Genomic DNA, 23,636 nt, shown 5'->3' on the forward strand with positions numbered 1-23,636 from the left:
AGTCCATGAACGGTGGATAACCGTCCGGCAGGCACCGACTTTAAAGGTATAAAAAGAAGAATTTAAATACCGTTAAAGCATATTGATATCACACAAAAAACTATCTCGTGGATTTGCGGCGGCTACGGAAGACGACTATTTTCCTTTTCGCTGTAGGAAGGATCTTTTTTTCAAAAACCCCCTCCAAGGACGCACAGCTTTTGGCCAGACTTCGGCCAAACCCATCACAAGGAAGAGAAAAATGGCTGACATAAAAGCACCGCAGCGGCTGGACCCGCAGGACATCGTGAAGTTGTTGGTGGCGTTGCGCCGGGCGTTGAAGACGCAGGTGGCCTAAGACGATCGTTCCCACGCTCTGCGTGGGATGCAGCCCGTGACGCTCCGCGTCACTGGACGCGGAGCGTCCCTAGAGGCATTCCCACGCGGAGCGTGGGAACGATCAATATGGCTGACATAAAAGCACCGCAGCGGCTGGACCCGCAGGACATCGTGAAGTTGTTGGTGGCGTTGCGCCGGGCGTTGAAGACGCAGGTGGCCTAAGACGATCGTTCCCACGCTCTGCGTGGGAATGCAGCCCGTGACGCTCCGCGTCACTGGACGCGGAGCGTCCCTAGAGGCATTCCCACGCGGAGCGTGGGAACGATCAATATGGCTGACGTAAAAGCACCGCAGCGGCTGGACCCGCAGGACATCGTGAAGTTGTTGGTAGCGTTGCGCCGGGCGTTGAAGGCGCAGGCGGCCTAAGACGATCGTTCCCACGCTCTGCGTGGGAATGCAGCCCGTGACGCTCCGCGTCACTGGACGCGGAGCGTCCCTAGAGGCATTCCCACGCGGAGCGTGGGAACGATCAATCTAAAGCCGAACGCGGAGCGTCCGTTGAGGCATTCCCACGCGGAGCGTGGGAACGATCACGCCGACGCTAGTGTTAGCCGTCGGCGTTCAAAACCTTGAAGGGGTTTAAAGCTGCGTTAAATCAGAACGCCGGCAATACCGCACCGTTGTACTTCTTGGCGATGAACGCTTTCACTTCCGGGCTGGTCAGGGCTTTGGCCAGTTTCTGGATGGCGTCGCTGTCCTTGTTGTCCGGACGAGCCACCAGGAAGTTCACGTAAGGCGAATCGGCACCTTCGATCACCAGTGCATCTTTAGCCGGGTTCAGACCTGCTTCCAGCGCGTAGTTGGTGTTGATCATGTCCAGGTCGACCTGGTCCAGCACACGCGGCAGCATGGCCGATTCCAGTTCCTTGAACTTGAAGTTGTGCGGGTTCTTGGCGATGTCTTTCGGGGTGGCCAGGGCGTTTTTCGGGTCTTTCAACTCGATCAGGCCAGCCTTCTGCAACAGGATCAGGGCACGGCCGCTGTTGCTGCCTTCGTTAGGGATGGCAATGGTTGCGCCGTCCTTCAATTCAGCCAGGGTTTTGACTTTCTTCGAGTAGCCGCCGAACGGTTCGACGTGCACGCCGATCACGGTCACAAGGTTAGTGCCTTTGCCTTCGTTGAAGCTTTTCAGGTACGGCAGGGTCTGGAAGTAGTTGGCGTCCAGACGCTTCTGGTCGACCTGCACGTTCGGCTGAACGTAGTCGGTGAAGACTTTGATTTCCAGATCCACGCCTTCTTTGGCGAGGGTTGGTTTGATCAGTTCAAGAATCTCGGCGTGTGGGACCGGGGTCGCCGCAACCACCAGTTTCTCGCCAGCCTGGGCCAGGCCCGCAGTCAGGGCAGCCGCCAATGCGGTGAACAACAGAACCTTTTTCATGCAGTGTCCTTATCCGAAATCACGGTCGTCATCGACGACGGCTATTAGTACGTGTGCCAGTGAAGTGCTATCGCTGGCGTGAAGCGGACAATACCGGGATTTTTTATTCCCGAACAATATCTTTTATTCACTTTGATATTCCATTTTGTTCATACAGCTCTGGCTCGCGGGTTACCTGTAGGAGCGAAGCTTGCTCGCGAAGGCGTCCTTCCTGACACACCGTGTCGTCTGGGTTCGCGAGCAAGCTTTGCTCCTACACAAGCGCGGTGTTTTTGAGGAGTTGCTTCAAGGCTGTTTGTTCGGCAGCGGTGCCATTGGCGAGGATTTGTTTGAGTTGCCGCTCGATCTGCGCCAACGACGGTGGCGCCTCCGGCAGATTCAAATGCTCCGGCAAGATCTCATCCCCAGTGCTCACCAGCAGCGCGAAGTGAATGACGTTCTCCAGCTCGCGGGTATTGCCTGGCCAGCTGTGGGCTTCGAGTAGATGTTGCGCCGTCTCGCTGATCAGCGGCACCGGCAGGTCCAGGCGCTGGCTGTAGATGCCGAGAAAGTATTCAGCCAGAGAAAGAATGTCGCCCACCCGCTCACGCAACGCCGGCAATTCGAGCTGGCCTTCGCTGAGGTAGTGATAAAGCCGTTCGTGGAATTTCCCCGCCGCCACGGCTTGGGCCAGGTCGATGCTGGTGGCGGCAACCAGGCGCACGTCCACCGGGCTCGGCTGGTGCGCGCCGACACGGGTGACTTCGTGGTTCTCCAGGGCGGCAAGCAGTTTGATCTGGATGGGTAGCGGCAAGTCGCCGATTTCGTCCAGGTACAGCGTGCCGCCATTGGCCGAACCAAACCAGCCGGCACGACTGCTGGCCGAGCCGGCGTAGCTGCCGGCGGCGTAGCCGAACAATTCGGCGTCGGCGTAGGTCGGGCTGATCGCGCCGCAATTGACCGACACGAACAAACCGCCACGATCACTGGCGCGATGGATGTGGCGCGCGAGCAATTCCTTGCCGCTGCCGGTTTCACCGCGAATCAATACGGAAATGGCGCGCGGGGCCAATTGCTCCAATTCCTGGCGTAACTGCCGCGAGCGTGGATCGACGAACACCAGCGCTTTGGCGCGGATGCTCAGGGGGCTTTTTTCGGCGTCGGGGAAGGTCAGCAGCGGCTGACCGAAGGCTTCAAAACTCATGGCAGACTCCCGCCCAAAACCGCCGGGAGACGGGGGCGTTGAAAAAATAAAAATTAAGCGCGGCGCAGGGCGTGATGCTCCATGCGGTTTTGCAGGCGGTAGAGATAGGCAAAACCCTGCTCCCAGCGCTGGTGACCTGACTTGACGTTGATATGCCCGGCACCCGCCAGAATCCCCGCCTCGGCCCCCCAATTGCGCGCCAGCTCCATCGCACGCGGTGCACTGACGGCGCTGTCGTTGTCGGAGCTGACGACTTGGCTCGGGAACGGCAACAGGGTGGTGGGAATTGGTGCGAAGTTGCGCAGGGCCGGCGAGCAGGCCGGACGTTCGACGTCCGCCGGCGCGACCAGCAAGGCACCCCGAACCTGACGCAAAAATTGCACGGGCGCGGTGGCGGCCCAATGGGCAACGGTGATGCAACCCAGGCTGTGGGCGATCAGGATCACCGGCGTGCTGTCGGCGGCAATCGCCTCGGCCAGTGCCGCGACCCAATCTTCACGGCGCGGCGTCAGCCAGTCGGCCTGCTCCACCCGTGCGCTGTTCGGCAGACTGTTCTGCCAATGGCTTTGCCAATGATCTTCCGGCGATCCTTGCCAGCCCGGCACAATCAGGTAGCGAATTGATTCGTTGCGCATGGGGGAGCTCTCCTGCTGCGTGTCTGTTCCTGATCGAGTATAGGGATGGGAGTTATATTCGTTAAGGAATAAGAAGCTATTTATTAAGACCTATAAAGAATATATAGAATTTACTGATCGTTCCCACGCTCCGCGTGGGAATGCATCTTGTGACGCTCCGCGTCACGCCGTGCGAAGGGACGCAGAGCGTCCCGGGCGGCATTCCCACGCGGAGCGTGGGAACGATCTTTACGCCAAAAAAAAGGGCCGCACCCTGCCAAGGAGACGGCCCCGGAAAACTGTAGAAAACCTACCGCGCAGTGATCACCGACAACTTGGTAATCCCTGCCCGCTCAATCGAGGCCATGGCCCGCGCCACTTCGCCGTAATTCACCCCGTCGTCCGCCTGCAATTGCACGCGCACTTCCGGGTCCTTGGCCTTCGCCGATTTCAGGTTGAATTCCAGCAAGTCCGGCTGGATTTCGTCCTTGTTGATAAACAATTTGCCAGCGCCATCGATGCTCACCACCAGCGGGTCTTTCTGCTCCACCGGGGCCACGGCCTCGGTCTTGGGCAGGTTGATCGGGATCGCGTTGGTCAGCAGCGGCGCGGTGACGATAAACACCACCAGCAGCACCAGCATCACGTCCACCAGCGGCGTTACGTTGATCTCGCTCAGCACCTCATCGCTGTCTTGCGTGGAGAAGGCCATATCAGGACGCCTCCTTCACTTTCTGCGCGCTACCCTGGGCCACGACTTTGTGCGAGGTCGGGTGAATCAACAGGCGGAACGAACTCTTCTGCGCCAGGCTGTAGAAGTCATGGGCGAAGTCATCCAGGTCCGCCGCCGTCAGTTTCAGACGACGCAAGAAGTAGTTGTAAACCAGCACCGCCGGCACCGCGACCGCGATCCCCACACCGGTGGCGACCAGTGCCGCCCCAATCGGCCCGGCCACTGTTTCCAGACTTGCCGAACCCGCCGCGCTGATGCCTTTCAGCGCTTCCATGATTCCCCACACCGTGCCGAACAAACCAATGAACGGCGAGGTGCTGCCGATACTCGCCACCACCGCCAGCCCGGTTTCCAGCGAACGACGCTCGCGGACGATCTGCTGACGCAGGGCGCGCTCCAATCGATCCTGATGATTAATCGCCTGGCTCAAATCATTCGTTGCCGGCGTTTCGCCTACCTGAATCGCCGCATAACCGGCCTGGGCCACACGCGCCGCCGCACCCGGTTGGGTCTCACTCAACTCGGCCGCCGAATCGAGACTCGACGCCGCCCAAAACTGTTTATGAAACTTGCGATCCTGAGCTTTCAGGCGACCGAACTGCACACCCTTGAGCAACGCCAAACCCCAGGTGGCAACGGAAAAAACCACCAGCAGCCAGATCACCGCGCCTTCGATGGATTCAAGTGGAGAGGCCAGTAACGTCATGATGTATTCCCTCGTGTAAATTTTTTGCGCGAAATTGGTTTCGGTTTAATGAATCTTGAAATCGATGGGCACGCTGACCCAGCCATCCTGGGCGACATCACCTTGCTTGGCCGGCACAAAACTCCAACGCTTCACCGCATTGAGCGCGGCCTCGTCGAGTTGATCGCGCCCACTGCTTTTCTGAATCTGGATCTCGCCAGGCTTGCCGTTGGCCAACACATGCACCCGCAACAACACCGTGCCTTCCCAACCGCGACGCTGAGCCAGGGACGGGTATTCCGGCGCCGGGTTTTTCAGGTACGCGGCATTGGCCGAGGCCGGGGTCACTGGCGCGGGCGCCGGTGGTGCGGGTGGCGCTGGCGCCGCGACTGGCGCTGTCGGTTGCGGCGGTGCCGGTGGTTGCTCGACGGCTTTAGGCGCTGGTTTCGGCACCGGTTTGGCCACGGGTTTTGGTTTGGGAATCGGTTTCGGTGGCGGTGGTTTCACGGCCAACTCGTCTTCCACGGGCGGCGGTGGCTCGATCACCGGTTGAACCGGTTGTGGTGGTGGCGGCTCGACCACGGGTGGTGCCGGGCGCGAGAATTCGATGGTCATCGGCGGAATTTCCGGCGGCACGATCGGCAGCTCTTTGATCGGTTGCTGATTGACCCAATAGATCACCGCACCATGCACCAGCAACGCCAGCACACCGAGAAGGATCGCCTCGCGTCGACTCAGGATGCCCTTGGGCGCCCGCTGCAAACGCAACTGGCTCAACGGCACGCGAGGCACCCGGCCGAGGTCGACCAACTCGCCACTCGGCGCCTGGCGCCAGAGCACCTCATGTGCGCCGGCGGCGGTCTGGACATTGCCCATTGATTAACTCCCTGCGGTCTCTTTGCGAATAACCCAATACACCCGCACTGAATCCCCCGCGTGGCGTATCGACAGGCCAATCATTGGGCCAGACGCTTATCTCTTAAAGTAATCTTTGAAGTTATGGATAGATCTGGATCGAATATATAAAGCAATCAATTTCGCCAAAGCCACGCCGTACAAGGCTTACAGCGAAGCGTCGAAAAAACCATGCTTTGCAAGCATTGAAAGTATTCGTGGAAGGCATCGATTCAGGGGGGAAAGTCGTAGGCATTACAACTAACTACAGTATGTATCGCTCACAAACGAAAACAGGCTGATGCATATCCAATGCATCAGCCTGTTGTTTACTACAGCACTGATTATTGCTTGATGAACTCTCCAGCCAGACCCACTACTTCGCCATCGAAGTTAGTGCGCGAACCCACCGCACGAACTTTTTTGTAATTGTGATCAGGTGAAAACAACGACCATGCTTGAAAACCACTGCTGCCATTCAGCCCGGTGAACGTGATGGTGGTAGGTTGTCCGGTGCTGTTCTGGAAGTGATAGTGCCCGTAGCTGACGTCATAGTTGACGCCGCCCTGGCTGAACGTACCGCTGAAGGTGCCGTTGGAATCGTTGCCATCGGTAATCACCAGTTTGGCGCCAGCGTTGTCGTTTACGTAAGTACCATTAATGCTCGACATGGTTCGACTTCCTTTATCTGTTAAATAAGTGTCTTCCGATGAGAGCAAGTTTCCTCCTGGAAACTCACGAAACAGAGCATGGTTCGACAATCGATTATTGTCCACGGCGAAACAGACTTATTGTTCGACAAAAAATGCGATAACCACTATGCGGAGTCTTTATAAGTTATTCCAAAATATTCAGACGTTACTTCTGTCGGCACTAAGCCGAATCAGAAGTCATAGCGCCCCGTCACACCCAAGGTCCGAGGCGTCCCAAGCAAGCCTTCATAACCGCCGTTGCCGCCGGTCCAGAGGGTCGTGTAATAGGTTTTGTCGAAGGCGTTTTTCAGCCATAGCGAGACGTCCCACTGCCCCTGATTGAAGTCGCCGCGCAGGCCTGTGGATAAGTTGACCACCGCATAACTCGGGATCTGCCCGTAATCGGAATCCTCCACCGTACCCACGGCTTTGGAACGGAATGCATAACTGGCGGTGACGTACTCTTCGAAGCCGTTGCTCAGGTTCCATTTGTATTCGCCGTTGGCGTTGCCGATCCATTTCGAGGCACCGACCACTTGGTGACCGCTGAGGTCGCAAGAGGCTGGTGCGCCTGGACGCAGGCTGACTTCCGGCGGGCACGGAGCATCTTTGTAGGAGAGGTAGCTAACGTCATTGAAGGAGCCGTTGAGGTTCAGGGTCAAGCCGCGCAACGGGATGATCGTGCTTTCGACTTCCACGCCACGGGAGCGCACGGAGCCGGCGTTGGTCAGGTATTGCACGCGGTTGACGTCGTCGTAGGCGTTGGTCTGGTAAGCGTTGACCTGGGTCCAGAACACGTTGGCGTTGAGTTGCAGGCGACGGTCCCACAGGGTGCTTTTGAAACCGAGTTCGGCGTTGTTGGCGCGTTCGGTACCGATCAGCAGTGAATCGGCGCCAGCGGTTGGTGCGGAGCCCACGGCGAGGTTCACACCGCCTGACTTCTCACCATGGGACAGGGTCGCGTAACCGAGCAGGTCATCGGTGAAGCGGTAGCTCAGGTTCAGCAAACCTGAAGGGCTGGAGCTGTACTGATTCAGATCGCCGGAGTCGTAAGCACCCGTGCGACCACGTCTGGCCGTCGCTGCCGCGCCCGTGACTGCCGCGCCACCCACCGGTGCATCACGAGTCACCCAAGCGTTTTTCTCTTCATAGGTGCCACGCACGCCTGCGGTGAAGTCCAGACGTGGGGTGAGGTGCCAGGTGCCTTGGGCAAACAACGCAAAACTGTTGGTTTCAATATGGCCGTTACCGACGCTGTTGACATTGGCCAGTGCGCCTCGCGGCGTGCCATTCCAAATGTCGGCTTGCGGGCCGTAATAGGAGAAGGATTTGTTGTCCAGGTCCGAGCCGAAGTAGTAGGCGCCGAGTACGTAGTCGAAGAATTCTCCCTTGGGCGACGCCAGTCGGAATTCCTGGGAGTACTGCTTATCCTCCACCGACACCCCGGCGTTGTAGCTCGCCGGTACATTCAAACCGTCGTCATTGCGCGGGGTGAAATTCCACCAGCGGTAGGAGCTGACCGAGGTCAGGGTAAAGTCGCTCGGCAAGGTCCAGTTGGCCTCTACCGACGTGCCGCCCTGATGCACGGTGACGTGTTGATCGTTGTCCAGATTGACTTTGCGATGGGAGCCGTTGACCAGGGTCGCGCCCGCTGCAGCAGCGCGCGCTGAATAGAGGTTCACGCCATTGATGGTCGGCCCGGTGTTGTACAACACGCGGGTGCCGGCGCTGGAATCCTCTTCGTTGTAATCACCGATCCAGCGCAGGTTGAACGACTCGTTGGGCTTGAACAACAACTGGCCACGGAAGCCTTCGCGGGAGCCGCCGTTCAAGTCGTGGCCGTTGAATTCGTTCTTGATGTCGCCATCACTGCGAGTGCGATACGCAGAAAAGCGCCCGGCGAGTTCGTCGTTCAGCGGCCCGGAAATCGTGCCCTTGGTCTGGAAGTAACCGTCCTCGCCCACCGAGGTTTCGATGCTGCGCTCCGGGGTGAACGACGGCGCGCGGGTACTGATGTTGATCACCCCGGCGGTGGTGTTCTTGCCGAACAACGTACCTTGCGGACCGCGCAGCACTTCGAGCTGCTCGATGTCCATCAAGTCGAACACTGCCATGCCCGGCCGCCCGAGGTAGACGTTGTCGATGTAGAGCCCGACGCTGCCTTCCAGGCCATCGCTGGCCGGGTTGTTGCCCAGGCCGCGGATCGACACGCTGGACTGGCGCGCATGCATGTAAGCGACGTTGACGCTGGGCACCAGTTGCTGCAAATCCTGGATGCGATAGACCCGCTGGGTTTCCAGGGCCTGACCACTGACCACACTCATCGGCGTCGGCACGTCCTGCGAACTTTCTTCGCGGCGGCGGGTGGTGACGGTCACGGTTTCCAGTTGCGAACTGTCGGCCGTAGGTTTGCCAGCGGGGGCCGCTTCGGGGGTCATGGTGTCGGCCGCATAAGCCTGGGCGCTCCCCGCCAGCAACAGGGCCAGGGGCAGGCGTTTGAGCCGTCGGGGCGATAGGGGCGAGGCAAGGTTCAACGGACTCATGGGGCGGCTCCTGGTCAAAAAACACGCAGTGACATTCAGCAGTGCATATTCTTTTAAGTTATTTATTTATGTTTTTACAAAGATTTACTGCATAAGAGATTGCCTTTATAAGGAGTCCACCTGATGCATATCCAATGCATTCGCCCGATATTTTTTATGTGAAAAATGCATATCGATTTGCGCCAACTCCGACACTTCATCGCCCTCGCCGATCAGCGCAGCTTCGTCGCGGGCGCGCTGGCGGTGAACCTCTCGCAATCGGCGTTCAGCCGCAGCATCCAGGCGCTGGAACACAGCGTCGGTTGTCAGTTGGTGGATCGCGGACGCAAGGACCTGGCGCCGACCAAACAAGGCCAGGTGTTGCTCGAACATGCGCGGCGGCTGGTCAGCGGCGCGCAGCAGATGGCCAACGAGATCAGCCAGTTCAATGGCCTGGAGGCCGGGGAGTTGCGCTTCGGTTGCGGCCCGGCACCGGCGGCCGGATTGATCCCGCGAGCGATCGGCAGTTTTATCGGGCGTTATCCGAAAGCGCGGGTGCAGTTTCAGGTCGACGACTGGCAGAGCTTGAGCAAGCGACTGTTGAGTGAGGAGTTCGAGTTTTTTGTCGCTGACACGCGTTATTTCGAGGCCGATCCGGATTACCTGACCCAACGCCTGCGCCCGCGCAAATGGCATTTCTGCTGCCGCGCCGGGCATCCGTTGGCGGGGCGTGAAAGCGTCAGCGCGGCGGAATTGATGAGCTATCCGATGGCGGTGAGCATTCGCCCGCCGAACCTGCGCAAAGTCATCGTTGACTTGAGCGGGCGACCAGACTTCACGCCGAACGTGGAATGCGAAAACAGCCACAGCTTGCTGAGCGTGGTGATGCGTTCGGATGCCATCGGGATTGTGGGTGCTTATTCAGATGCGCTGCATCTGGCCAAGGGTGAATTGGTGTGTTTGAAGATCGAAGGCCTGGCGGATGATCTGGAGGAGTTATACACGCGGTATGGCATTGTCAGCCGCGCCGGGTATCGATTGTCGCCGTTGGCCGAGGCGATGATTGCGCAGATCAAGGAGATTGATGCGGTGGATGAGGAGGTGTGTTCGCTGGAGAATTTGGCTGTTTGATCTACCGCTATCGCGAGCAAGCTTTGCTCCTACGGGTTTGTGGCGCCCGGACCTGATGCACCCGCTGCATAAAACCCATTCCCCAAATGCACTTGCCTCAACCCCGTCCCAGCAGCGAAAACCCTCGCCTGTCTTCTGATCGGTGAACCCCATGCCCAACACCCAAAACCCCGTGCGCAACGTGCTGTACATCATGTGCGATCAACTGCGCCGCGATTACCTGTCGTGCTACGGCCACCCGCACTTGCACACGCCGAACATCGATCGCCTGGCCGCCGCTGGCGTGCGTTTCAGCCGTGCTTACACCCAAGGCACGATCTGCGGACCTTCGCGGATGTCGGCCTACACCGGACGCTACGTCAGCAGCCATCAAGTCGCCTGGAACGCGGTGCCGTTGCCCCTGGAAGAACTGACCATCGGCGACTATCTGCGCCCCCATGGCATCCGTACCGCGCTGGTGGGCAAGACCCACGCCACGCCCAATCTGGATGCCTTGCAACGGCTGGCGATCAATCCTTCCAGCGCGCAAGCCGAAGTGCTGAACGAGGTCGGTTTCGAGCCGTACTTCCGGCATGACGGCATCTTCCCCGACGACCCGCTGTTCGACGACAAACGCGAGTCCGCGCCGTATACCCATTACCTGCGCGAGCGCGGTTTCGACGGGCGCAACCCGTGGCACGACTGGGCCAATGCGGCCGAGGGTGATAACGGTGAAATCCTCAGCGGCTGGAAAATGCGCAATGCCCACCTACCGGCGCGCGTTCCCGAGCAGCATTCGGAAACCGTCTACACCACCGACCGCGCCATCGACTTCATCGGCGAACATGGCGAGCAGCCGTGGTGCCTGCACCTGTCGTATATCAAACCGCACTGGCCCTACATCGCCCCGGCGCCGTACCACGCACTGTATGGCGCCGAGCAGGTGATTGAACCGGTCCGCGCAGAGGTCGGCGAGGAGAGCGATCACCCGGTGTACCACGCGTTTCGGCAGCATGAAGAGAGCCTGAATTTTTCCCGTGATGAGGTGCGGTTGAACGTGGTGCCGACCTACATGGGCTTGATCAAGCAGGTCGATGATCAATTGGGGCGGCTGTTCGATTTTCTGCAGAGCAATGGGCGCTGGGACGACACGTTGATTGTGTTCACCAGCGATCACGGTGACTTCCTCGGTGACCATTACCTGGGGGAAAAAGAGTTTTTGCTGGAGCCAGCGGTAGGGATTCCACTGATCGTGCGTGACCCGCGAACAGCGGCGGATGTCACGCGCGGATCGGTGGATGATCGGCTGGTGGAAACCATTGATGCGTTGCCAACCTTTCTTGAAGCACTGGGTTTGCCGAGCGCTGACCACCGGCTAGAGGGACGCTCGCTGATTGCGTTGTTGCACGGCGTAAAAACCGATTGGCGCCGCTATGCGATCAGCGAATACGACTACGCCTTCCAGGCCCCGGCCCGTGAGCGATTGGAACAACCCATCGACCGTTGCCGCATGACCATGGTCCGCAGCGAGCGCTGGAAATACCTGGCGTATGACGGCTTTCGGCCGCAGCTTTTTGATTTGCTGAATGATCCGCAGGAGTTGAAGGACCTGGGCGCGAACCCGGCGTTTGCGGCGGTGCGCGAAGAACATGCGGGGTATTTGTTTGAGTGGGTGCGCGGGTTGAAGCGGCGCACCACCATCAGTCATGAGGAGATTGATTTGCGCGGGCAGCGGTTTCGTTATGGCGAACCCGAAACCGAGAAGTTGGTGCACATAGGGGTTTGGTAGTACTGATACTGATCGTTCCCACGCTCTGCGTGGGAATGCCTCCACGGACGCTCCGCGTTCGGCTCCTGAATGGGACGCGGAGCGTCCCGGGCTGCATTCCCACGCGGAGCGTGGGAACGATCACGTCCTCAAATCCCTTTGATAGTTTGACTGCGCTGTCCCGCCACGCCCACCGGCACTTCGCCCTTCAAGGTCACCCGCCGAACCACCCGATCCTGAGTCCCATAATCGTCCACCGCGTAATGCTGGGTGGAGCGGTTATCCCAGATCGCCACATCACCCGCCTTCCAGCGCCAGCGCACGGTGTTTTCCAGGCGTGTGACATGGCTCTGCAACAAGCCAAATAAATGCGCCGAATCCGCTTGTGAGTAACCCTTGATGCGCTTCACGAAATGCCCCAGCAACAAGCTCTTCTCACCGCTGATCGGATGCACACGCACCACTGGGTGCTCGGTCTCGTAAACGGTGGAGGTGAAGATCTTGCGGTAGCGCTCCAGCTTCTCCGCCGACACATCAGGCTTGGCGCCAGCATAGTCGTATTCGTTGCTGTGCACGGCGGTGAGTTTGTCCGCCAGTTCGCGCAACTCCGGCGCCAGTTCGTTGTAGGCGGTGGCCGTGTTGGCCCAGAACGTATCGCCGCCGAACGCCGGTGCCACTACCGAGCGCAGGATCGAGGCTTTCGGGTAGGCGTCGACGAAGGTCACGTCGGTGTGCCAGGAGTTGGCGCGCTGGCCTTCCGCGCCGTCCAGTTCCAGCAGGTAACGGGTGCCGTCACGCACCGGCACGGTCGGGTGCGCCACCGGTTCGCCGAGCAAGTGGGCGAAGGCTTCCTGGCTCTGATCGTCGAGCTGGGTCTGCTCGCGGAAGAACACGACTTTGTACTGGACCAGCGCCTGCTGGATCGCTTCGACAGTGTCGGCGTCCAGCTCACCGGAAAGTTGCACGCCACGGATCTCGGCGCCGATCCGACCGGCCACCGGATGGATCTCAAGCGCGTGAACAGCGGGTTTTACAGCTAAAGCGGCATTGCTCATGGGTAGACCCTCGATCGGACTGCTGACGGTTGAACGACAGCGAAACAATGCTCTATCTATATTCAATTTAGGTCTAATAGATATGCTAATGCTTCGTTGACGGAATAAGAGCTTGCATTTAAAACCTCAAGCAACGCTCGTCGCAAATGCCTTCGAGCTATTTTTAGGATGCCGGAAAAGCATATGGATCTTCGCCAGTTGCGCTACTTCATCGCCCTTAACGAACACCGCAGTTTTGTCCGCGCGGCCGACGCCATGGGCATCACTCAACCGGCGTTCAGCCGCAGCATTCAAGGGCTGGAGCAAGAGTTCGGTTGTGTGCTGGTGGACCGTGGCAACAAGGATTTGCGCCCGACACCCGAAGGTCAGGTGGTGCTGCAACACGCCTTGACCCTGGTGCAAGGCGCGGCGCTGCTCAACGCTGAAGTGACGCAAATGACCAAGCTCGATGCTGGCGAGTTGCGCTTCGGCTGCGGCCCGGCGCCAGCGGTGAAACTGGTGCCGGACGCGGTGGCGCAATTCATCAATGCGCACCCGAAAGTGCGCACCTGTTTCCAGGTGGATAACTGGGAAAAACTCAGCCGAGCGCTGAGCCGTGAAGAGATCGAATTCTTCATCGCCGACATCCGCCATTTCGAGGCTGACCCGAACTTCCAGACCCAGGCTTTGACGCCCAAACGCGGGGTATTTTTCTGTCGGCCGGGGCATCCGCTGTTGGTCAAGGACAGCCTGTCGACCAACGACATGTTCGACTATCCGCTGGCGACCACGTTGATCCCGCCGGGCATTCGCAAACTGTTGGCGAACCTCAGTGGCCGGATGGATTTTTCACCGACCATCGAGACCGAGCACTTTCCGGCGCTGGTGAAGATTGTGCTGCAGTCGAATGCGATTGGCATCGGCACGGAAGAGGCGTTTGTCGAAGACATTGCCCAGGGTTCGCTGGTGCTGCTGCACTGGCGCAATTTGCCGCAGAACGTCGAGAGCATGAACGCGCGGTGCGGGATTGTCAGTCGTACCGGGTTCCGGTTGTCGCCGGCCGCGCGGGCAATGATTGAGACGTTGGTGGCGGTGGATAAGCAGCAGATCGCTGTCGCGGTCGGACAGTGATCGTTCCCACGCTCCGCGTGGGAATGCAGCCCGGGACGCTCCGCGTCCCATCCAAAGCCGAACGCGGAGCGTCCGATGAGGCATTCCTTTGCTGCGCGTGGGAACGATCGGTTAGAGCTTGGCCGCAGCCAATTCAGGCACCACCCAATCGGTCACCTTGAACGGTTTGCGAATCAGCTTCTGCTGCGACGCCAGGTCCACCGCATCCTGCAATTTGCCGAGGAACACCGGGTCCAGCGTCGACGGGAACACTTCGCTCAATTTCTGATCCTGCAAATCCTGCTGAAGAATCAATGGCGGATAGCTCGCCAGCCCCGACACCAACTGAATGTACGCCTCCTTGTTGCTGTCCTGAGTCAGCCACTCCACCGCTTGCTGCTGCGCTTTCAACAGTTTCGCGACAACGTCGGGATGCTCGTCGACAAACTTGCCGGAGCCCACCAACACCGCCTGCACACTGCCCGCGCCTCCCAGATCCTTGGTGTTCAACGGCAATTCGGCCAGACCTTTGGCCTTCAACGCGGTCAACCCGGAGCTGCCCCAGGACGCATCGATCTGCTTGGCGGCCAACGCCGCCACCGCACCGTTGAAGTCCAGATTGATGACCTTCACGTCCTTCTCGCTCAAACCCTGGCTGGCCAGCGCCGCATCGAACGACAACTGCGTGGCGGTGCCACGGAAGATCGCCACGCGTTTGCCTTTCAGGTCTTGCAACGTCTTGATCCCCGAACCCGGCACCACGCCCAGATACTGTTTCACGCCACGTGCGGAGGCGCTGAGCAGGCGGGTGTCCAGGCCATTGGACTTGCCGATGATCGCCGCGAGATCTCCGAGGTAAGCCAGATCCACCTGACCGTTGGCGAACGCTTCGTTGATCACCGGGCCAGCGCCTTTGAAGAAGCTCCACTGAATCTTGATCCCTTGGTCGGCGAAGGCTTTCTCAAAGATCTGCTGGTCGCGCAGAACGTCTGTTATTCCGCCGCCACTGTGCTGGGTACCGGCGCTGAGGTCGGGCACGGCGATCCTGATTTCCTTGAGTTCGTCGGCGTGGGCGGTGAACGCCAGCAACCCCGCCAGGGCCGGTATGGCAAACAGACTGATGACACGTTTGAAGGGACGATTCATGGGTGCGGCTCCTGGTGGCGACAGCGTTGAGGAGCAGAACGTAGGCTGAATCGGGGCCAGCACTTAAATACTATAAATGCACATTTTTATAGCTTTTGGATCTATACCAGTCAACGCGCGGCTCTCGGGCGGGTATGCATAAACAGCATCGAAAATATTCTTCGAATGCATTGGATGCGTGTGGGCTGGAGGCCTTAAATGGTCTCGCTTATCTCTCAATAGCATTGATTCAACTTTTTATAGATCAATTTTGCATACACCGAAGACCTGTAGGAGCGAGGCTTGCCCGCGAAGAGGCCGTCACATTCAACATTGATGGCGGATGTCACATCGCCTTCGCGGGCAAGCCTCGCTCCTACACAAGGTCAAAAACGGAGGTCATCCATGGCCCGTGTTTCCCTTCTCAGCCTGCCGCTGGCCGCACCGCCGCTCAATGGCCGGCGCCTATGGCCAAGCCTGAGCCAACGCCTGTTGCCCTGGTTACTGCCGATCAGCCTGTTCGCCCTCTGGTGGCTGGCCAGCCGCAATCACTGGATGAGCGAGCAGATCCTGCCAGCGCCCTCGCTGGTCTGGAGCAGCGCGGTCGAGCTGTCCCAAGGCGAGTTATGGAGCCATCTATGGATCAGCCTGCAACGCCTGTTCTGGGGCTTGCTTGCCGGGATCAGCGTCGGTGCCGCCCTGGGCGCCGCGCTGGGTTTCAGTCCGCGCCTGGAGCGGTTGGTGTTCCCGACATTCGCCGGGTTGGCGCAGGTGCCGACCCTGGCGTGGATTCCGTTGTTCATGGTGTTTTTCGGCATCGGCGAAGTGTTGAAACTGGTGGTGCTGGTCAAGGCCATTGTGGTGCCGGTGACCCTGCACACCCTGGTCGGCGTACGCGATGCACAACCCAAACTGCGCGAAGCTGCCGCCGTACTGCGCCTGCCCACCCGCTTGTTGATCCGGCGCCTCATTTTGCCTGCCGCACTCCCTGCCTTTATGGCCGGCGTGCGGCTCGCGCTGGCGGCCGGTTGGACGTCGTTGCTGGCCGTCGAACTGCTGGCGTCCAGCGAAGGCATCGGTTACCTGATGGTCTGGGCGCGGCAGTTGTTCATGCTCGACATCGTCTTCGTGGTGATCGTGGTCATTGGCGTGATTGGCGTGGCGATGGATCGCGGCATCGGGTTGCTGGATAAAAAACTGGTGCACTGGCCGCATCCCGCCACTGCCGAAATTCGTCGCGGGCCGCGTTATGCCGGTTGGCAGCGCGTGCAGCCGTGGCTGGTGCCGCTGGCGCTGCTGGTGTTGTGGCAAGTGACCACGGATCAGCAATGGATCGACGGGAATATTCTGGTCAGCCCATTGGCCGTTTTAGAAACCACCTGGCACGGTTTGCTCGACGGCACCTTGATCGGCGGCATGGCCCTGAGCCTGGGCCGCACCCTCGGCGGTTTGCTGCTGGGCGGCGGACTCGGCTTTGCGCTGGGCTTGCTGCTGGGGCTGTCGCGCACCAGTGAGCGGGTGCTCGGCCCGACCCTCGCCGCGATCCGCCAGATCGCGATTTTCGCCTGGGTGCCGCTGCTCACCGCGTGGTTCGGTCTGGGGGAACTGGCCAAGTGGGTATTCGTCGCCCTCGCCGCGTTTTTCCCGCTGTTCATCGCCACCCAACGCAGCGTCGCCAACCTCTCGCCGCAACTCAACGAAGCAGCGCAAGTGCTGCGCCTGAATCTCGGCCAGCGCCTGCGTCGTCTGGTCTTGCCCGGTGCCGCGCCGGGGATTTTCGCCGGCCTGCGCCTGAGCCTGATCTACGCCTGGCTCGGCACCATCGGCGCCGAATATTTCATGCCGTCCAATGGCGGCATCGGCAGCCAGATGATCGGCGCGCAACAACTGCTGCGCATGGACCTGATCATGGCCGGCATGCTCTTGGTGGGCCTGACCGGCGCCCTGCTCAACCTCATTGGCCAACGCCTGGAAATCCGCGCTACCCGCTGGAGACACGCATGAACGCACCGATTGTCAGCTTCAATCACGTGGGCAAATCCTTCGACGTCGATGGTTTTGAGCTGGAGGCGATTCGCGAATTCAATCTGGAGATTGCCGAGGGCGAATTCGTTGCCATCGTCGGTTCCAGTGGCTGTGGCAAGTCCACGTTGCTGCGGCTGCTGGTGGGCCTTGATACGCAGTTTCGCGGGCAGATCACCGTGGACGGCAAAGCGGTCAGCGGCATCGGTGGCGAGCGCGGCATCGTGTTTCAGGAACACCGTTTGTTTCCGTGGCTGACGGTGGCCGACAACATCGGCCTGGGCCTGGTCAACGAACAACTGAGTGCCGAACAGAAGCAAAAACGCGTAGACGATTTTATCGAGTTGGTCGGCCTCAAAGACTTCACCCGCGCCTACCCGCACCAACTCTCCGGCGGCATGGCGCAACGGGTCGCAATCGCTCGCGGCCTGGTCGCCAGCCCACGGATTCTGCTGCTGGACGAACCCTTCGGCGCCCTCGATGCCCTGACCCGTCAGCAAATGCAGGACGAGCTTTTGGCAATTCGCAGTCGAGCAAAAATCACCACGATCCTCGTTACTCATGACGTCGAGGAAGCGATCTTCCTCGCCGACCGCGTGGTGGTGATGGAGCCGCGTCCCGGACGGATCAAGCAAGTGGTCGACATCGCCCTGTCCCACCCGCGCCAGCGCAGCAGTTTCGACTTCCACCAATTGCGCGAAGAGCTGCTGCACGAACTCACCAGCGACGATCACTACCAACCGACCGTGCCGGTGCAGATCCGCGACCTGCCGCTGTCCTTCATTGCCTGCTGAACAGGAGACTTTTGATGCCGCAACGTCCCAACTTTCTGGTGATCCTGGCCGATGACCTGGGCTTTTCCGATATCGGCGCGTTCGGCGGTGAAATCGCCACGCCGAACCTCGATGCCCTGGCCAACAACGGCTTGCGCCTGACCGATTTCCACACCGCGCCGACCTGCTCGCCGACCCGTTCGATGCTGCTGACCGGCACCGACCACCACATCGCCGGCATCGGCACCATGGCCGAAGCGCTGACCCCGGAACTGATTGGTAAACCGGGTTACGAGGGTCATCTCAACGATCGCGTGGTGGCGTTGCCGGAACTGCTGCGCGAGGCCGGTTACCAGACGTTGATGAGCGGCAAATGGCACCTGGGCCTGACCGCCGAATTGGCGCCCCACGCACGGGGTTTCGAGCGTTCGTTCTCACTGCTGCCGGGGGCGGCCAACCATTACGGGTTCGAGCCGACTTACGATGAACACACGCCGGGTCTGCTGAAATCCACGCCAGCGCTGTACATCGAAGACGACACTTTTGTCGAAGAACTGCCGAAAGATTTCTATTCCTCCGACGCCTTTGGCGACAAGCTTTTGCAGTACCTCAAGGAGCGCGATCAGACGCGTCCGTTCTTTGCCTATCTGCCGTTTTCCGCGCCGCACTGGCCGTTGCAGGCGCCGGCGGACATCGTTGAGAAATATCGAGGCCGTTATGACGCCGGCCCTGAAGTGCTGCGACTTGAGCGTCTGGAAAAACTCAAATCCCTGGGGCTGATCGACGCCGATGTCGAACCCCATCCGCTGATCCAGCTCAACGCGCAATGGGATGCCTTGAGCGACGAACAACGGCAGGTGTCCGCGCGGGCCATGGAGGTTTATGCGGCGATGGTCGAGCGCATGGACTGGAACATCGGTCGCGTCGTCGATTACCTGCGCAAACAGGGGCAACTGGACAACACCTTCATCCTGTTCATGTCCGATAACGGCGCCGAAGGGGCGCTGCTGGAAGCCTTCCCGAAATTCGGCCCGGAGCTGCTGACGTATCTGAACCAGCATTACGACAACCGCCTGGACAACATCGGCCGTGCCAACTCCTACGTCTGGTACGGACCGAGCTGGGCCCAGGTTGCGACCGCGCCGTCACGGTTGTTCAAAGCGTTCACCACCGAAGGCGGGATTCGCGTGCCGGCGCTGGTGCACTACCCGCAGCTGTCGCTCAAGGGGCAGATCAGCCATGGGTTTGGCACGGTGATGGACATCACGCCGACGATTCTCGACCTGGCCGGCGTGCGCCATCCGGGCAAGCGTTGGCGTGGCAAGGACGTGGCGGAGCTGCGGGGGAAATCGTGGCTAGGGTTTCTGTCCGGCGAGACGGCGCAGGTGCATGACGAACACACCGTTACGGGGTGGGAGTTGTTCGGGCGACGAGCGATTCGGCAGGGGCAGTGGAAGGCTGTGTACATTCCCGGGCCAGTGGGGCCTGCGGCGTGGCAGCTTTATGATCTGGGGAGCGATCCGGGGGAGATTCATGATTTGGCGTTAAGTCAGCCGGACAAACTGACTGCGCTGATCGAGCATTGGCAGCGGTATGTGGATGAGACCGGAGTGATATTGAGTGAGTCGCCGTTTCAGCCGGATTAGCCACCGATCGTTCCCACGCTCCGCGTGGGAATGCCTCACCGGACGCTCCGCGTCCGCTTTGGGACGCAGAGCGTCCCTGGCTGCATTCCCACGCAGAGCGTGGGAACGATCATCACACCCGCACACCTTCTACGTGTTGTCCCTGAACGTCCTCCTTGCGCACAAACCGATTCGCCCGCCCAAACGTCCCGAAATCATTGAACCTCACACCCATCTCGCGCATCACTTTATGCGCCACCGGCACGGTCATCTGGCGGATGTAAAACGGCTCCTTCACCACAAAGTGATGAATCCCATGGCTGCTGCCGAAGTTGAAGCAAAACGCCTGCAACGGCCACATCCACCAAGGATTCAAAACCTGGGTTTGCTGGATCACATTCCCCAGTTCGACGTCACCGTAGTAATGCATGTTCGAGCTGACAAAGTGCAGGCAGAAAGTGCGCAACACGTTTGGCCCGATGATCACCACCGCCGCGATGTCGATCACCTGCATCACCGACAGCGTGGTCGCCGACCATTCAATCGGCGCGCCCATCAAATACGCGATGCCGTTGGCGGCATGGAAGCCGAGAAACACATACCACGCGCCCCAATGCACCAACGCGAGCGGCGCATAAACCTTCAAGGTACGTTGGATGATGTTGAATTTGTGCGCCCAGGTCTTGGCCCGCAGCATGCGGATAAACGCCGACATCACGTTATCGCCGACCATCAGCAACCGCGCGATGCCCCAGGGTTCGCCATTGGTTATCGCCCGCTCTTCCAGGTCGGTTTCGGTGCCGGAGACCTTGTGGTGATTAAGGTGCAAATGCCGACGAATCCACGGGTTGATCGTGCTCGGCCGCGCCAGCCAGACCAGGCCCATCATCACGTTGTGCGGCAGCCGCTGTTTGCGGAAGTACATGCTGTGGATCAGGTCGTGTTCCAGCTCGTGGGTCAACGAAGCGAAAAAGGCATTGAGCAACAGGCACACCCACCAGGCCATGTGCCCGGTGATGTAGAGCGCCGCCGAACCGATCATCCCGGTCAGGGCGAAGGCCAGAATACCCGCGCCCAGGGCGTCCTGATGATTGAGAATCGGGTAGCGTTTTCGCAGCTCGACGCCTCTGGCCAGCACCACTTCGCGAATATGGGCTGATCGTTGGGCTGCATTCAGTCGCTGGGGACTTGCAGAAGTACCGTCCATGCTTCCATCCTCTGGTTATTGATGTTCACATCCTGCCTTGTGACCTCTCACAAGATGGTAGCCGTGAACGCCAACCTGTTGACCGGAAGCGCCAATCAGCATGACTGAACCGACCTCCCTCGCCAGCTGGACCCGCGCCCTGCGCAAGCAACTCGATGCGTTGGGCCTCGACAGCACCGCCCTGTGCCAACAGGCGGGGCTTGATCCGCAGTTGATGGACGACCCTAACGCCCGTTATCCGTTGTCCAACACCACGCGCCTGTGGGAAATCGCCGTACAAGTCAGCGGCGACCCGGCAATTGGTTTGCGCGTTTCGCGCTTTGTCAGCCCGACCACCTTCCATGCGCTCGGTTATGCGCTGGTGGCCAGCGGCAGTCTGCGGGAGGTGTTCGAGCGCATCGTGCGTTATCACCAGGTGGTCAGCGATGCCCTGGAATTGGAACTGACCCGCAGCGACGACCGCTACCGTTTTCGCCTGAAAGTCCCGCCCGGCAACCCGGCCCCGGCCTTCGAAGCCATCGATGCCTTTGCCGCGATCTACGTACGCACCTGCCGCAATCGCCTGGGCCGCGACTACGCACCGCTGGCGGTGTACCTGCGTCGCCCCGAACCGGCGGACCCGCACCAATGGCACAAGGTCTTCCGCTCGCCGGTGTACTTCGCCGCCGCCGAGGATCGACTGGAATTCGCCCTGGTCGACTTCGAAAGCCACCTGGACGACGCCAACCCGGAACTGGCCGAACATAACGAAACCGTGCTCAAACGCACCCTGGCCCAGCTCAAACCGCTGACCTGGGAACGCAAGGTGCGCGACGCGATTGAAGAGCAACTGCCCGAAGGCGAACCCAGCGCCGAACACATTGCCAAGACCCTGCACCTGAGCCTGCGCAGCCTGCAACGGCATCTGGCGGACGAGGGTTGCCGCTTCGATACGCTGCTCAACGAAAGCCGCGAGAATTTGGCGCTATTGCACCTGCGTGATCCGCAGTGTTCGTTGAGTGAGATCAGTTATCTGCTGGGGTTTGCGGATACGAGCAGCTTCAGCCGCGCGTTCAAGCGCTGGACGGGGATGACGCCGGGGCAGTTTCGGGATGGGTTGCGCTGACTGACCTGGGAGGTGGGTTGCCTGGCCTGGCCTCTTCGCGGGCGAGCCTCGCTCCTACAGGTCATGCGCCAGTCGTGAAGATAGCGTTGACCTGTAGGAGCGAGGCTTGCCCGCGAAGGCGATCTTCAGTCCACCAAATCTTCCCAGCTTTTGACCAGACTCACGCGGCGCATGATTTCCCCAGATCAGTCGTGGAAGCTCATAGTTTTCAGGGTATCCAGAGTCGGACGCGTCAATTGTCGAGGCACGCCCGTGAGTTCATATCCGAAGCCACTGAGAATGGCTTGAACCTTGCGGATACCAACTTCGGAAATAGTGTTGTTCTCGATACCCGAAATGGTGGAGCGACTCATGCCGTACTGTAGCGCTAGCGCCTGTTGAGAGAGTTTTCTCTCTTTGCGCAATGTTCGGATCAATTTACCAAGGTTTTCCAATCGCTATACCTGCATCACATACAGTGCAAATTTCCACGAAGTGTGGATGTGCATTGTATTTAGTGCAGCTTTGGCGTGAAGTCCAGCTCATTTTTTGACCAGACTCTAGAAATCACCGCCCCCGATCCCGCCGCAACAACTTGCGCACCCGCGCCACCAGCTCACTCACGGCGAACGGCTTGAGCAAGTAGTCATCCTCATGCAATTCCAACCCGCGCAAGCGATCTTCGATGCCGTCCTTGGTGGTAAGGAACAGCACCGGCGTTTCGCCGAGTTTGCGAATTTGTTGCTGTAGCTGCCAGCCGTTGAGCCCCGGCAGCATGACGTCGAGGATGATCAGGTCGTACTCGCCGGATTCGATGAAGCGCCGGCCGTCCATGCCGTTGAGCGCCACATCCACCGAATAGCTCGCTTCATTCAGGCCGTTGGCCAGGACCTTGGCGACTTCAGGTTCGTCTTCCACTAACAGGACACGCATGGCACACCTCGATTATTCAGGGGTACAGGCTAGGCGCGTTCGGGCCGGTTGCCCATCACTAACTTCAATGGCTTTAGATTGTGGCCAATGCCCGCAACCGCTCGGCATCGAGGATTTCGATTTCGCCATAGCCCAGACCGATAATCCCCTGCCCCTGCAATTCCTTGAGCATCTGGTTGGTGGTCTGGCGCGACAGCGACAGCATCGACGCCAGTTGTTCCTGGGGCAGTTGCAGTACCCGGCGCGGCGGGTCGATTTCGCCGTAGCCTTCGGCGATCATCAGCAGACGATGGGCCAAGCGCGCCGGGGCGGGCATCAGGCTCAGTTGTTCGAGGTTGATGAAAGTCAGGCGCAGTTTGTGGCTCATCAGCAGCGCCAGTTGTCGCCAGTACAGCGGTTGTTCGTCGAGCAACTTGAGCAGCGCGGTTTGCGGGATGTGCAGCAGGGTGCATTGGCCTGCGCCGAACGCATCGTGGGTGCGTGGCTGGCCATCGAACAGGCAGATTTCGCCGAACCAGTGCGGTGCCTCGACCAGGCTCAGCAGCGCCTCCTTGCCCTGCTCATTCACCGCGCCGATGCGCACCGAACCCTCAAGCACCGCGTACAGCCCGCACGGCGGGTCACCGCGTTTGAACAGGCGCTGCCCCGGCGTCAACCGCCGCAACCGAGCTACGGTCAGCAGACTATCCTGTAAGAGAACAGGTAAATGGCTGAACCACTGCCCGCTCATCAGGCGCGAACGCCAAACCTGCATGTCCATGAAGAC

The 23,636-nt window shown here is 59.7% G+C and carries 21 protein-coding genes; 7 read left to right on the top strand and 14 right to left on the bottom strand.

Annotated elements, in window-relative coordinates; translation table 11 throughout:
- Positions 1–973 precede the first annotated feature (973 nt).
- The 8 genes from HKK52_RS19310 to HKK52_RS19345 all read right to left on the bottom strand — a co-directional run bounded on the left by HKK52_RS19310 (position 974) and on the right by HKK52_RS19345 (position 9,100).
- Entirely contained in the window at positions 974–1,756 is a 783-nt protein-coding gene (locus HKK52_RS19310; protein ID WP_054047863.1) for a MetQ/NlpA family ABC transporter substrate-binding protein, read from the bottom strand.
- A 253-nt stretch (positions 1,757–2,009) separates the two neighbouring features.
- Positions 2,010–2,939, bottom strand: coding sequence for a sigma 54-interacting transcriptional regulator (locus HKK52_RS19315; RefSeq protein WP_169372147.1), 930 nt, complete (start codon positions 2,937–2,939; stop codon positions 2,010–2,012).
- A 53-nt stretch (positions 2,940–2,992) separates the two neighbouring features.
- Complete coding sequence (locus tag HKK52_RS19320) at positions 2,993–3,574, bottom strand: alpha/beta hydrolase (RefSeq protein WP_169372148.1); 582 nt, start codon at positions 3,572–3,574, stop codon at positions 2,993–2,995.
- Between the two features lie 289 nt (positions 3,575–3,863).
- Complete coding sequence (locus tag HKK52_RS19325) at positions 3,864–4,265, bottom strand: ExbD/TolR family protein (RefSeq protein ID WP_003220570.1); 402 nt, start codon at positions 4,263–4,265, stop codon at positions 3,864–3,866.
- Position 4,266: 1 nt separating this feature from the next.
- Entirely contained in the window at positions 4,267–4,992 is a 726-nt protein-coding gene (locus tag HKK52_RS19330) for a MotA/TolQ/ExbB proton channel family protein (protein WP_169372149.1), read from the bottom strand.
- 45 nt (positions 4,993–5,037) lie between these two features.
- Positions 5,038–5,847: an energy transducer TonB gene (locus HKK52_RS19335; RefSeq protein ID WP_169372150.1), complete on the bottom strand. Its 810-nt coding sequence runs from the start codon at positions 5,845–5,847 to the stop codon at positions 5,038–5,040.
- A gap of 362 nt (positions 5,848–6,209) precedes the next feature.
- Positions 6,210–6,536 (bottom strand): hypothetical protein, encoded by a 327-nt coding sequence (locus tag HKK52_RS19340; protein ID WP_054616563.1) that lies wholly within the window; start codon positions 6,534–6,536, stop codon positions 6,210–6,212.
- Between the two features lie 212 nt (positions 6,537–6,748).
- Positions 6,749–9,100, bottom strand: coding sequence for a TonB-dependent receptor (locus HKK52_RS19345; protein ID WP_169372151.1), 2,352 nt, complete (start codon positions 9,098–9,100; stop codon positions 6,749–6,751).
- A gap of 165 nt (positions 9,101–9,265) precedes the next feature.
- Between HKK52_RS19345 and HKK52_RS19350 the strand changes: the two genes are divergently transcribed.
- Positions 9,266–10,210: a LysR family transcriptional regulator gene (locus HKK52_RS19350; RefSeq protein ID WP_169372152.1), complete on the top strand. Its 945-nt coding sequence runs from the start codon at positions 9,266–9,268 to the stop codon at positions 10,208–10,210.
- Positions 10,211–10,361: 151 nt separating this feature from the next.
- Complete coding sequence (locus tag HKK52_RS19355; protein WP_169372153.1) at positions 10,362–11,978, top strand: alkaline phosphatase family protein; 1,617 nt, start codon at positions 10,362–10,364, stop codon at positions 11,976–11,978.
- A 128-nt stretch (positions 11,979–12,106) separates the two neighbouring features.
- On the opposite strand, the gene HKK52_RS19360 is transcribed toward HKK52_RS19355, so the two are convergent.
- Positions 12,107–13,012 (bottom strand): TauD/TfdA dioxygenase family protein, encoded by a 906-nt coding sequence (locus tag HKK52_RS19360; RefSeq protein ID WP_169372154.1) that lies wholly within the window; start codon positions 13,010–13,012, stop codon positions 12,107–12,109.
- A 183-nt stretch (positions 13,013–13,195) separates the two neighbouring features.
- Here HKK52_RS19360 and HKK52_RS19365 point away from each other — a divergent pair, with 183 nt between their 5' ends.
- A complete protein-coding gene (locus HKK52_RS19365) occupies positions 13,196–14,122 on the top strand; it encodes a LysR family transcriptional regulator (protein WP_169372155.1) in 927 nt (308 codons plus the stop codon).
- 111 nt (positions 14,123–14,233) lie between these two features.
- Here the strand turns inward: HKK52_RS19365 and HKK52_RS19370 are convergent, their stop codons facing one another.
- Positions 14,234–15,247, bottom strand: coding sequence for an ABC transporter substrate-binding protein (locus HKK52_RS19370; protein ID WP_169372156.1), 1,014 nt, complete (start codon positions 15,245–15,247; stop codon positions 14,234–14,236).
- A gap of 384 nt (positions 15,248–15,631) precedes the next feature.
- Between HKK52_RS19370 and HKK52_RS19375 the strand changes: the two genes are divergently transcribed.
- From HKK52_RS19375 to HKK52_RS19385, 3 genes are read left to right on the top strand one after another with little or no spacing between them, the layout of a single operon-like run.
- On the top strand, positions 15,632–17,230 hold the full coding sequence (locus HKK52_RS19375) for an ABC transporter permease (RefSeq protein ID WP_169372157.1): 1,599 nt from the start codon (positions 15,632–15,634) through the stop codon (positions 17,228–17,230).
- A complete protein-coding gene (locus HKK52_RS19380; RefSeq protein WP_169372158.1) occupies positions 17,227–18,042 on the top strand; it encodes an ABC transporter ATP-binding protein in 816 nt (271 codons plus the stop codon). The genes HKK52_RS19375 and HKK52_RS19380 overlap by 4 nt, the downstream gene beginning before the upstream one ends.
- A gap of 14 nt (positions 18,043–18,056) precedes the next feature.
- Positions 18,057–19,667 carry an arylsulfatase gene (locus HKK52_RS19385; protein ID WP_169372159.1) on the top strand — a complete coding sequence of 537 codons (1,611 nt, stop codon included), beginning with the start codon at positions 18,057–18,059 and terminating at the stop codon, positions 19,665–19,667.
- A 112-nt stretch (positions 19,668–19,779) separates the two neighbouring features.
- On the opposite strand, the gene HKK52_RS19390 is transcribed toward HKK52_RS19385, so the two are convergent.
- Positions 19,780–20,853 carry a fatty acid desaturase gene (locus tag HKK52_RS19390; RefSeq protein ID WP_169372160.1) on the bottom strand — a complete coding sequence of 358 codons (1,074 nt, stop codon included), beginning with the start codon at positions 20,851–20,853 and terminating at the stop codon, positions 19,780–19,782.
- Positions 20,854–20,953: 100 nt separating this feature from the next.
- On the opposite strand from HKK52_RS19390, the gene HKK52_RS19395 reads away from it, so the two are divergent.
- The gene (locus HKK52_RS19395) at positions 20,954–21,958 is read left to right on the top strand and encodes an AraC family transcriptional regulator (RefSeq protein ID WP_169372161.1); all 1,005 of its coding nucleotides are present in this window, start codon (positions 20,954–20,956) and stop codon (positions 21,956–21,958) included.
- Positions 21,959–22,143: 185 nt separating this feature from the next.
- On the opposite strand, the gene HKK52_RS19400 is transcribed toward HKK52_RS19395, so the two are convergent.
- The 3 genes from HKK52_RS19400 to HKK52_RS19410 all read right to left on the bottom strand — a co-directional run bounded on the left by HKK52_RS19400 (position 22,144) and on the right by HKK52_RS19410 (position 23,630).
- Complete coding sequence (locus HKK52_RS19400; RefSeq protein ID WP_169372162.1) at positions 22,144–22,392, bottom strand: helix-turn-helix domain-containing protein; 249 nt, start codon at positions 22,390–22,392, stop codon at positions 22,144–22,146.
- A gap of 112 nt (positions 22,393–22,504) precedes the next feature.
- Positions 22,505–22,870 (bottom strand): response regulator, encoded by a 366-nt coding sequence (locus tag HKK52_RS19405; protein WP_169372163.1) that lies wholly within the window; start codon positions 22,868–22,870, stop codon positions 22,505–22,507.
- Positions 22,871–22,943: 73 nt separating this feature from the next.
- Positions 22,944–23,630, bottom strand: coding sequence for a Crp/Fnr family transcriptional regulator (locus HKK52_RS19410; protein WP_169372164.1), 687 nt, complete (start codon positions 23,628–23,630; stop codon positions 22,944–22,946).
- Positions 23,631–23,636: the final 6 nt, after the last annotated feature.

Source organism: Pseudomonas sp. ADAK2 (assembly GCF_012935755.1).
Classification (GTDB): domain Bacteria; phylum Pseudomonadota; class Gammaproteobacteria; order Pseudomonadales; family Pseudomonadaceae; genus Aquipseudomonas.

Excerpts from the sequence above, each read along its gene's own strand:
- HKK52_RS19310 (WP_054047863.1), bottom strand. The coding sequence starts at position 1,756 with ATGAAAAAGGTTCTGTTGTTCACCGCATTGGCGGCTGCCCTGACTGCG.
- HKK52_RS19315 (WP_169372147.1), bottom strand. The coding sequence starts at position 2,939 with ATGAGTTTTGAAGCCTTCGGTCAGCCGCTGCTGACCTTCCCCGACGCC.
- HKK52_RS19320 (WP_169372148.1), bottom strand. The coding sequence starts at position 3,574 with ATGCGCAACGAATCAATTCGCTACCTGATTGTGCCGGGCTGGCAAGGA.
- HKK52_RS19325 (WP_003220570.1), bottom strand. The coding sequence starts at position 4,265 with ATGGCCTTCTCCACGCAAGACAGCGATGAGGTGCTGAGCGAGATCAAC.
- HKK52_RS19330 (WP_169372149.1), bottom strand. The coding sequence starts at position 4,992 with ATGACGTTACTGGCCTCTCCACTTGAATCCATCGAAGGCGCGGTGATC.
- HKK52_RS19335 (WP_169372150.1), bottom strand. The coding sequence starts at position 5,847 with ATGGGCAATGTCCAGACCGCCGCCGGCGCACATGAGGTGCTCTGGCGC.
- HKK52_RS19340 (WP_054616563.1), bottom strand. The coding sequence starts at position 6,536 with ATGTCGAGCATTAATGGTACTTACGTAAACGACAACGCTGGCGCCAAA.
- HKK52_RS19345 (WP_169372151.1), bottom strand. The coding sequence starts at position 9,100 with ATGAGTCCGTTGAACCTTGCCTCGCCCCTATCGCCCCGACGGCTCAAA.
- HKK52_RS19350 (WP_169372152.1), top strand. The coding sequence starts at position 9,266 with ATGCATATCGATTTGCGCCAACTCCGACACTTCATCGCCCTCGCCGAT.
- HKK52_RS19355 (WP_169372153.1), top strand. The coding sequence starts at position 10,362 with ATGCCCAACACCCAAAACCCCGTGCGCAACGTGCTGTACATCATGTGC.
- HKK52_RS19360 (WP_169372154.1), bottom strand. The coding sequence starts at position 13,012 with ATGAGCAATGCCGCTTTAGCTGTAAAACCCGCTGTTCACGCGCTTGAG.
- HKK52_RS19365 (WP_169372155.1), top strand. The coding sequence starts at position 13,196 with ATGGATCTTCGCCAGTTGCGCTACTTCATCGCCCTTAACGAACACCGC.
- HKK52_RS19370 (WP_169372156.1), bottom strand. The coding sequence starts at position 15,247 with ATGAATCGTCCCTTCAAACGTGTCATCAGTCTGTTTGCCATACCGGCC.
- HKK52_RS19375 (WP_169372157.1), top strand. The coding sequence starts at position 15,632 with ATGGCCCGTGTTTCCCTTCTCAGCCTGCCGCTGGCCGCACCGCCGCTC.
- HKK52_RS19380 (WP_169372158.1), top strand. The coding sequence starts at position 17,227 with ATGAACGCACCGATTGTCAGCTTCAATCACGTGGGCAAATCCTTCGAC.
- HKK52_RS19385 (WP_169372159.1), top strand. The coding sequence starts at position 18,057 with ATGCCGCAACGTCCCAACTTTCTGGTGATCCTGGCCGATGACCTGGGC.
- HKK52_RS19390 (WP_169372160.1), bottom strand. The coding sequence starts at position 20,853 with ATGGACGGTACTTCTGCAAGTCCCCAGCGACTGAATGCAGCCCAACGA.
- HKK52_RS19395 (WP_169372161.1), top strand. The coding sequence starts at position 20,954 with ATGACTGAACCGACCTCCCTCGCCAGCTGGACCCGCGCCCTGCGCAAG.
- HKK52_RS19405 (WP_169372163.1), bottom strand. The coding sequence starts at position 22,870 with ATGCGTGTCCTGTTAGTGGAAGACGAACCTGAAGTCGCCAAGGTCCTG.
- HKK52_RS19410 (WP_169372164.1), bottom strand. The coding sequence starts at position 23,630 with ATGGACATGCAGGTTTGGCGTTCGCGCCTGATGAGCGGGCAGTGGTTC.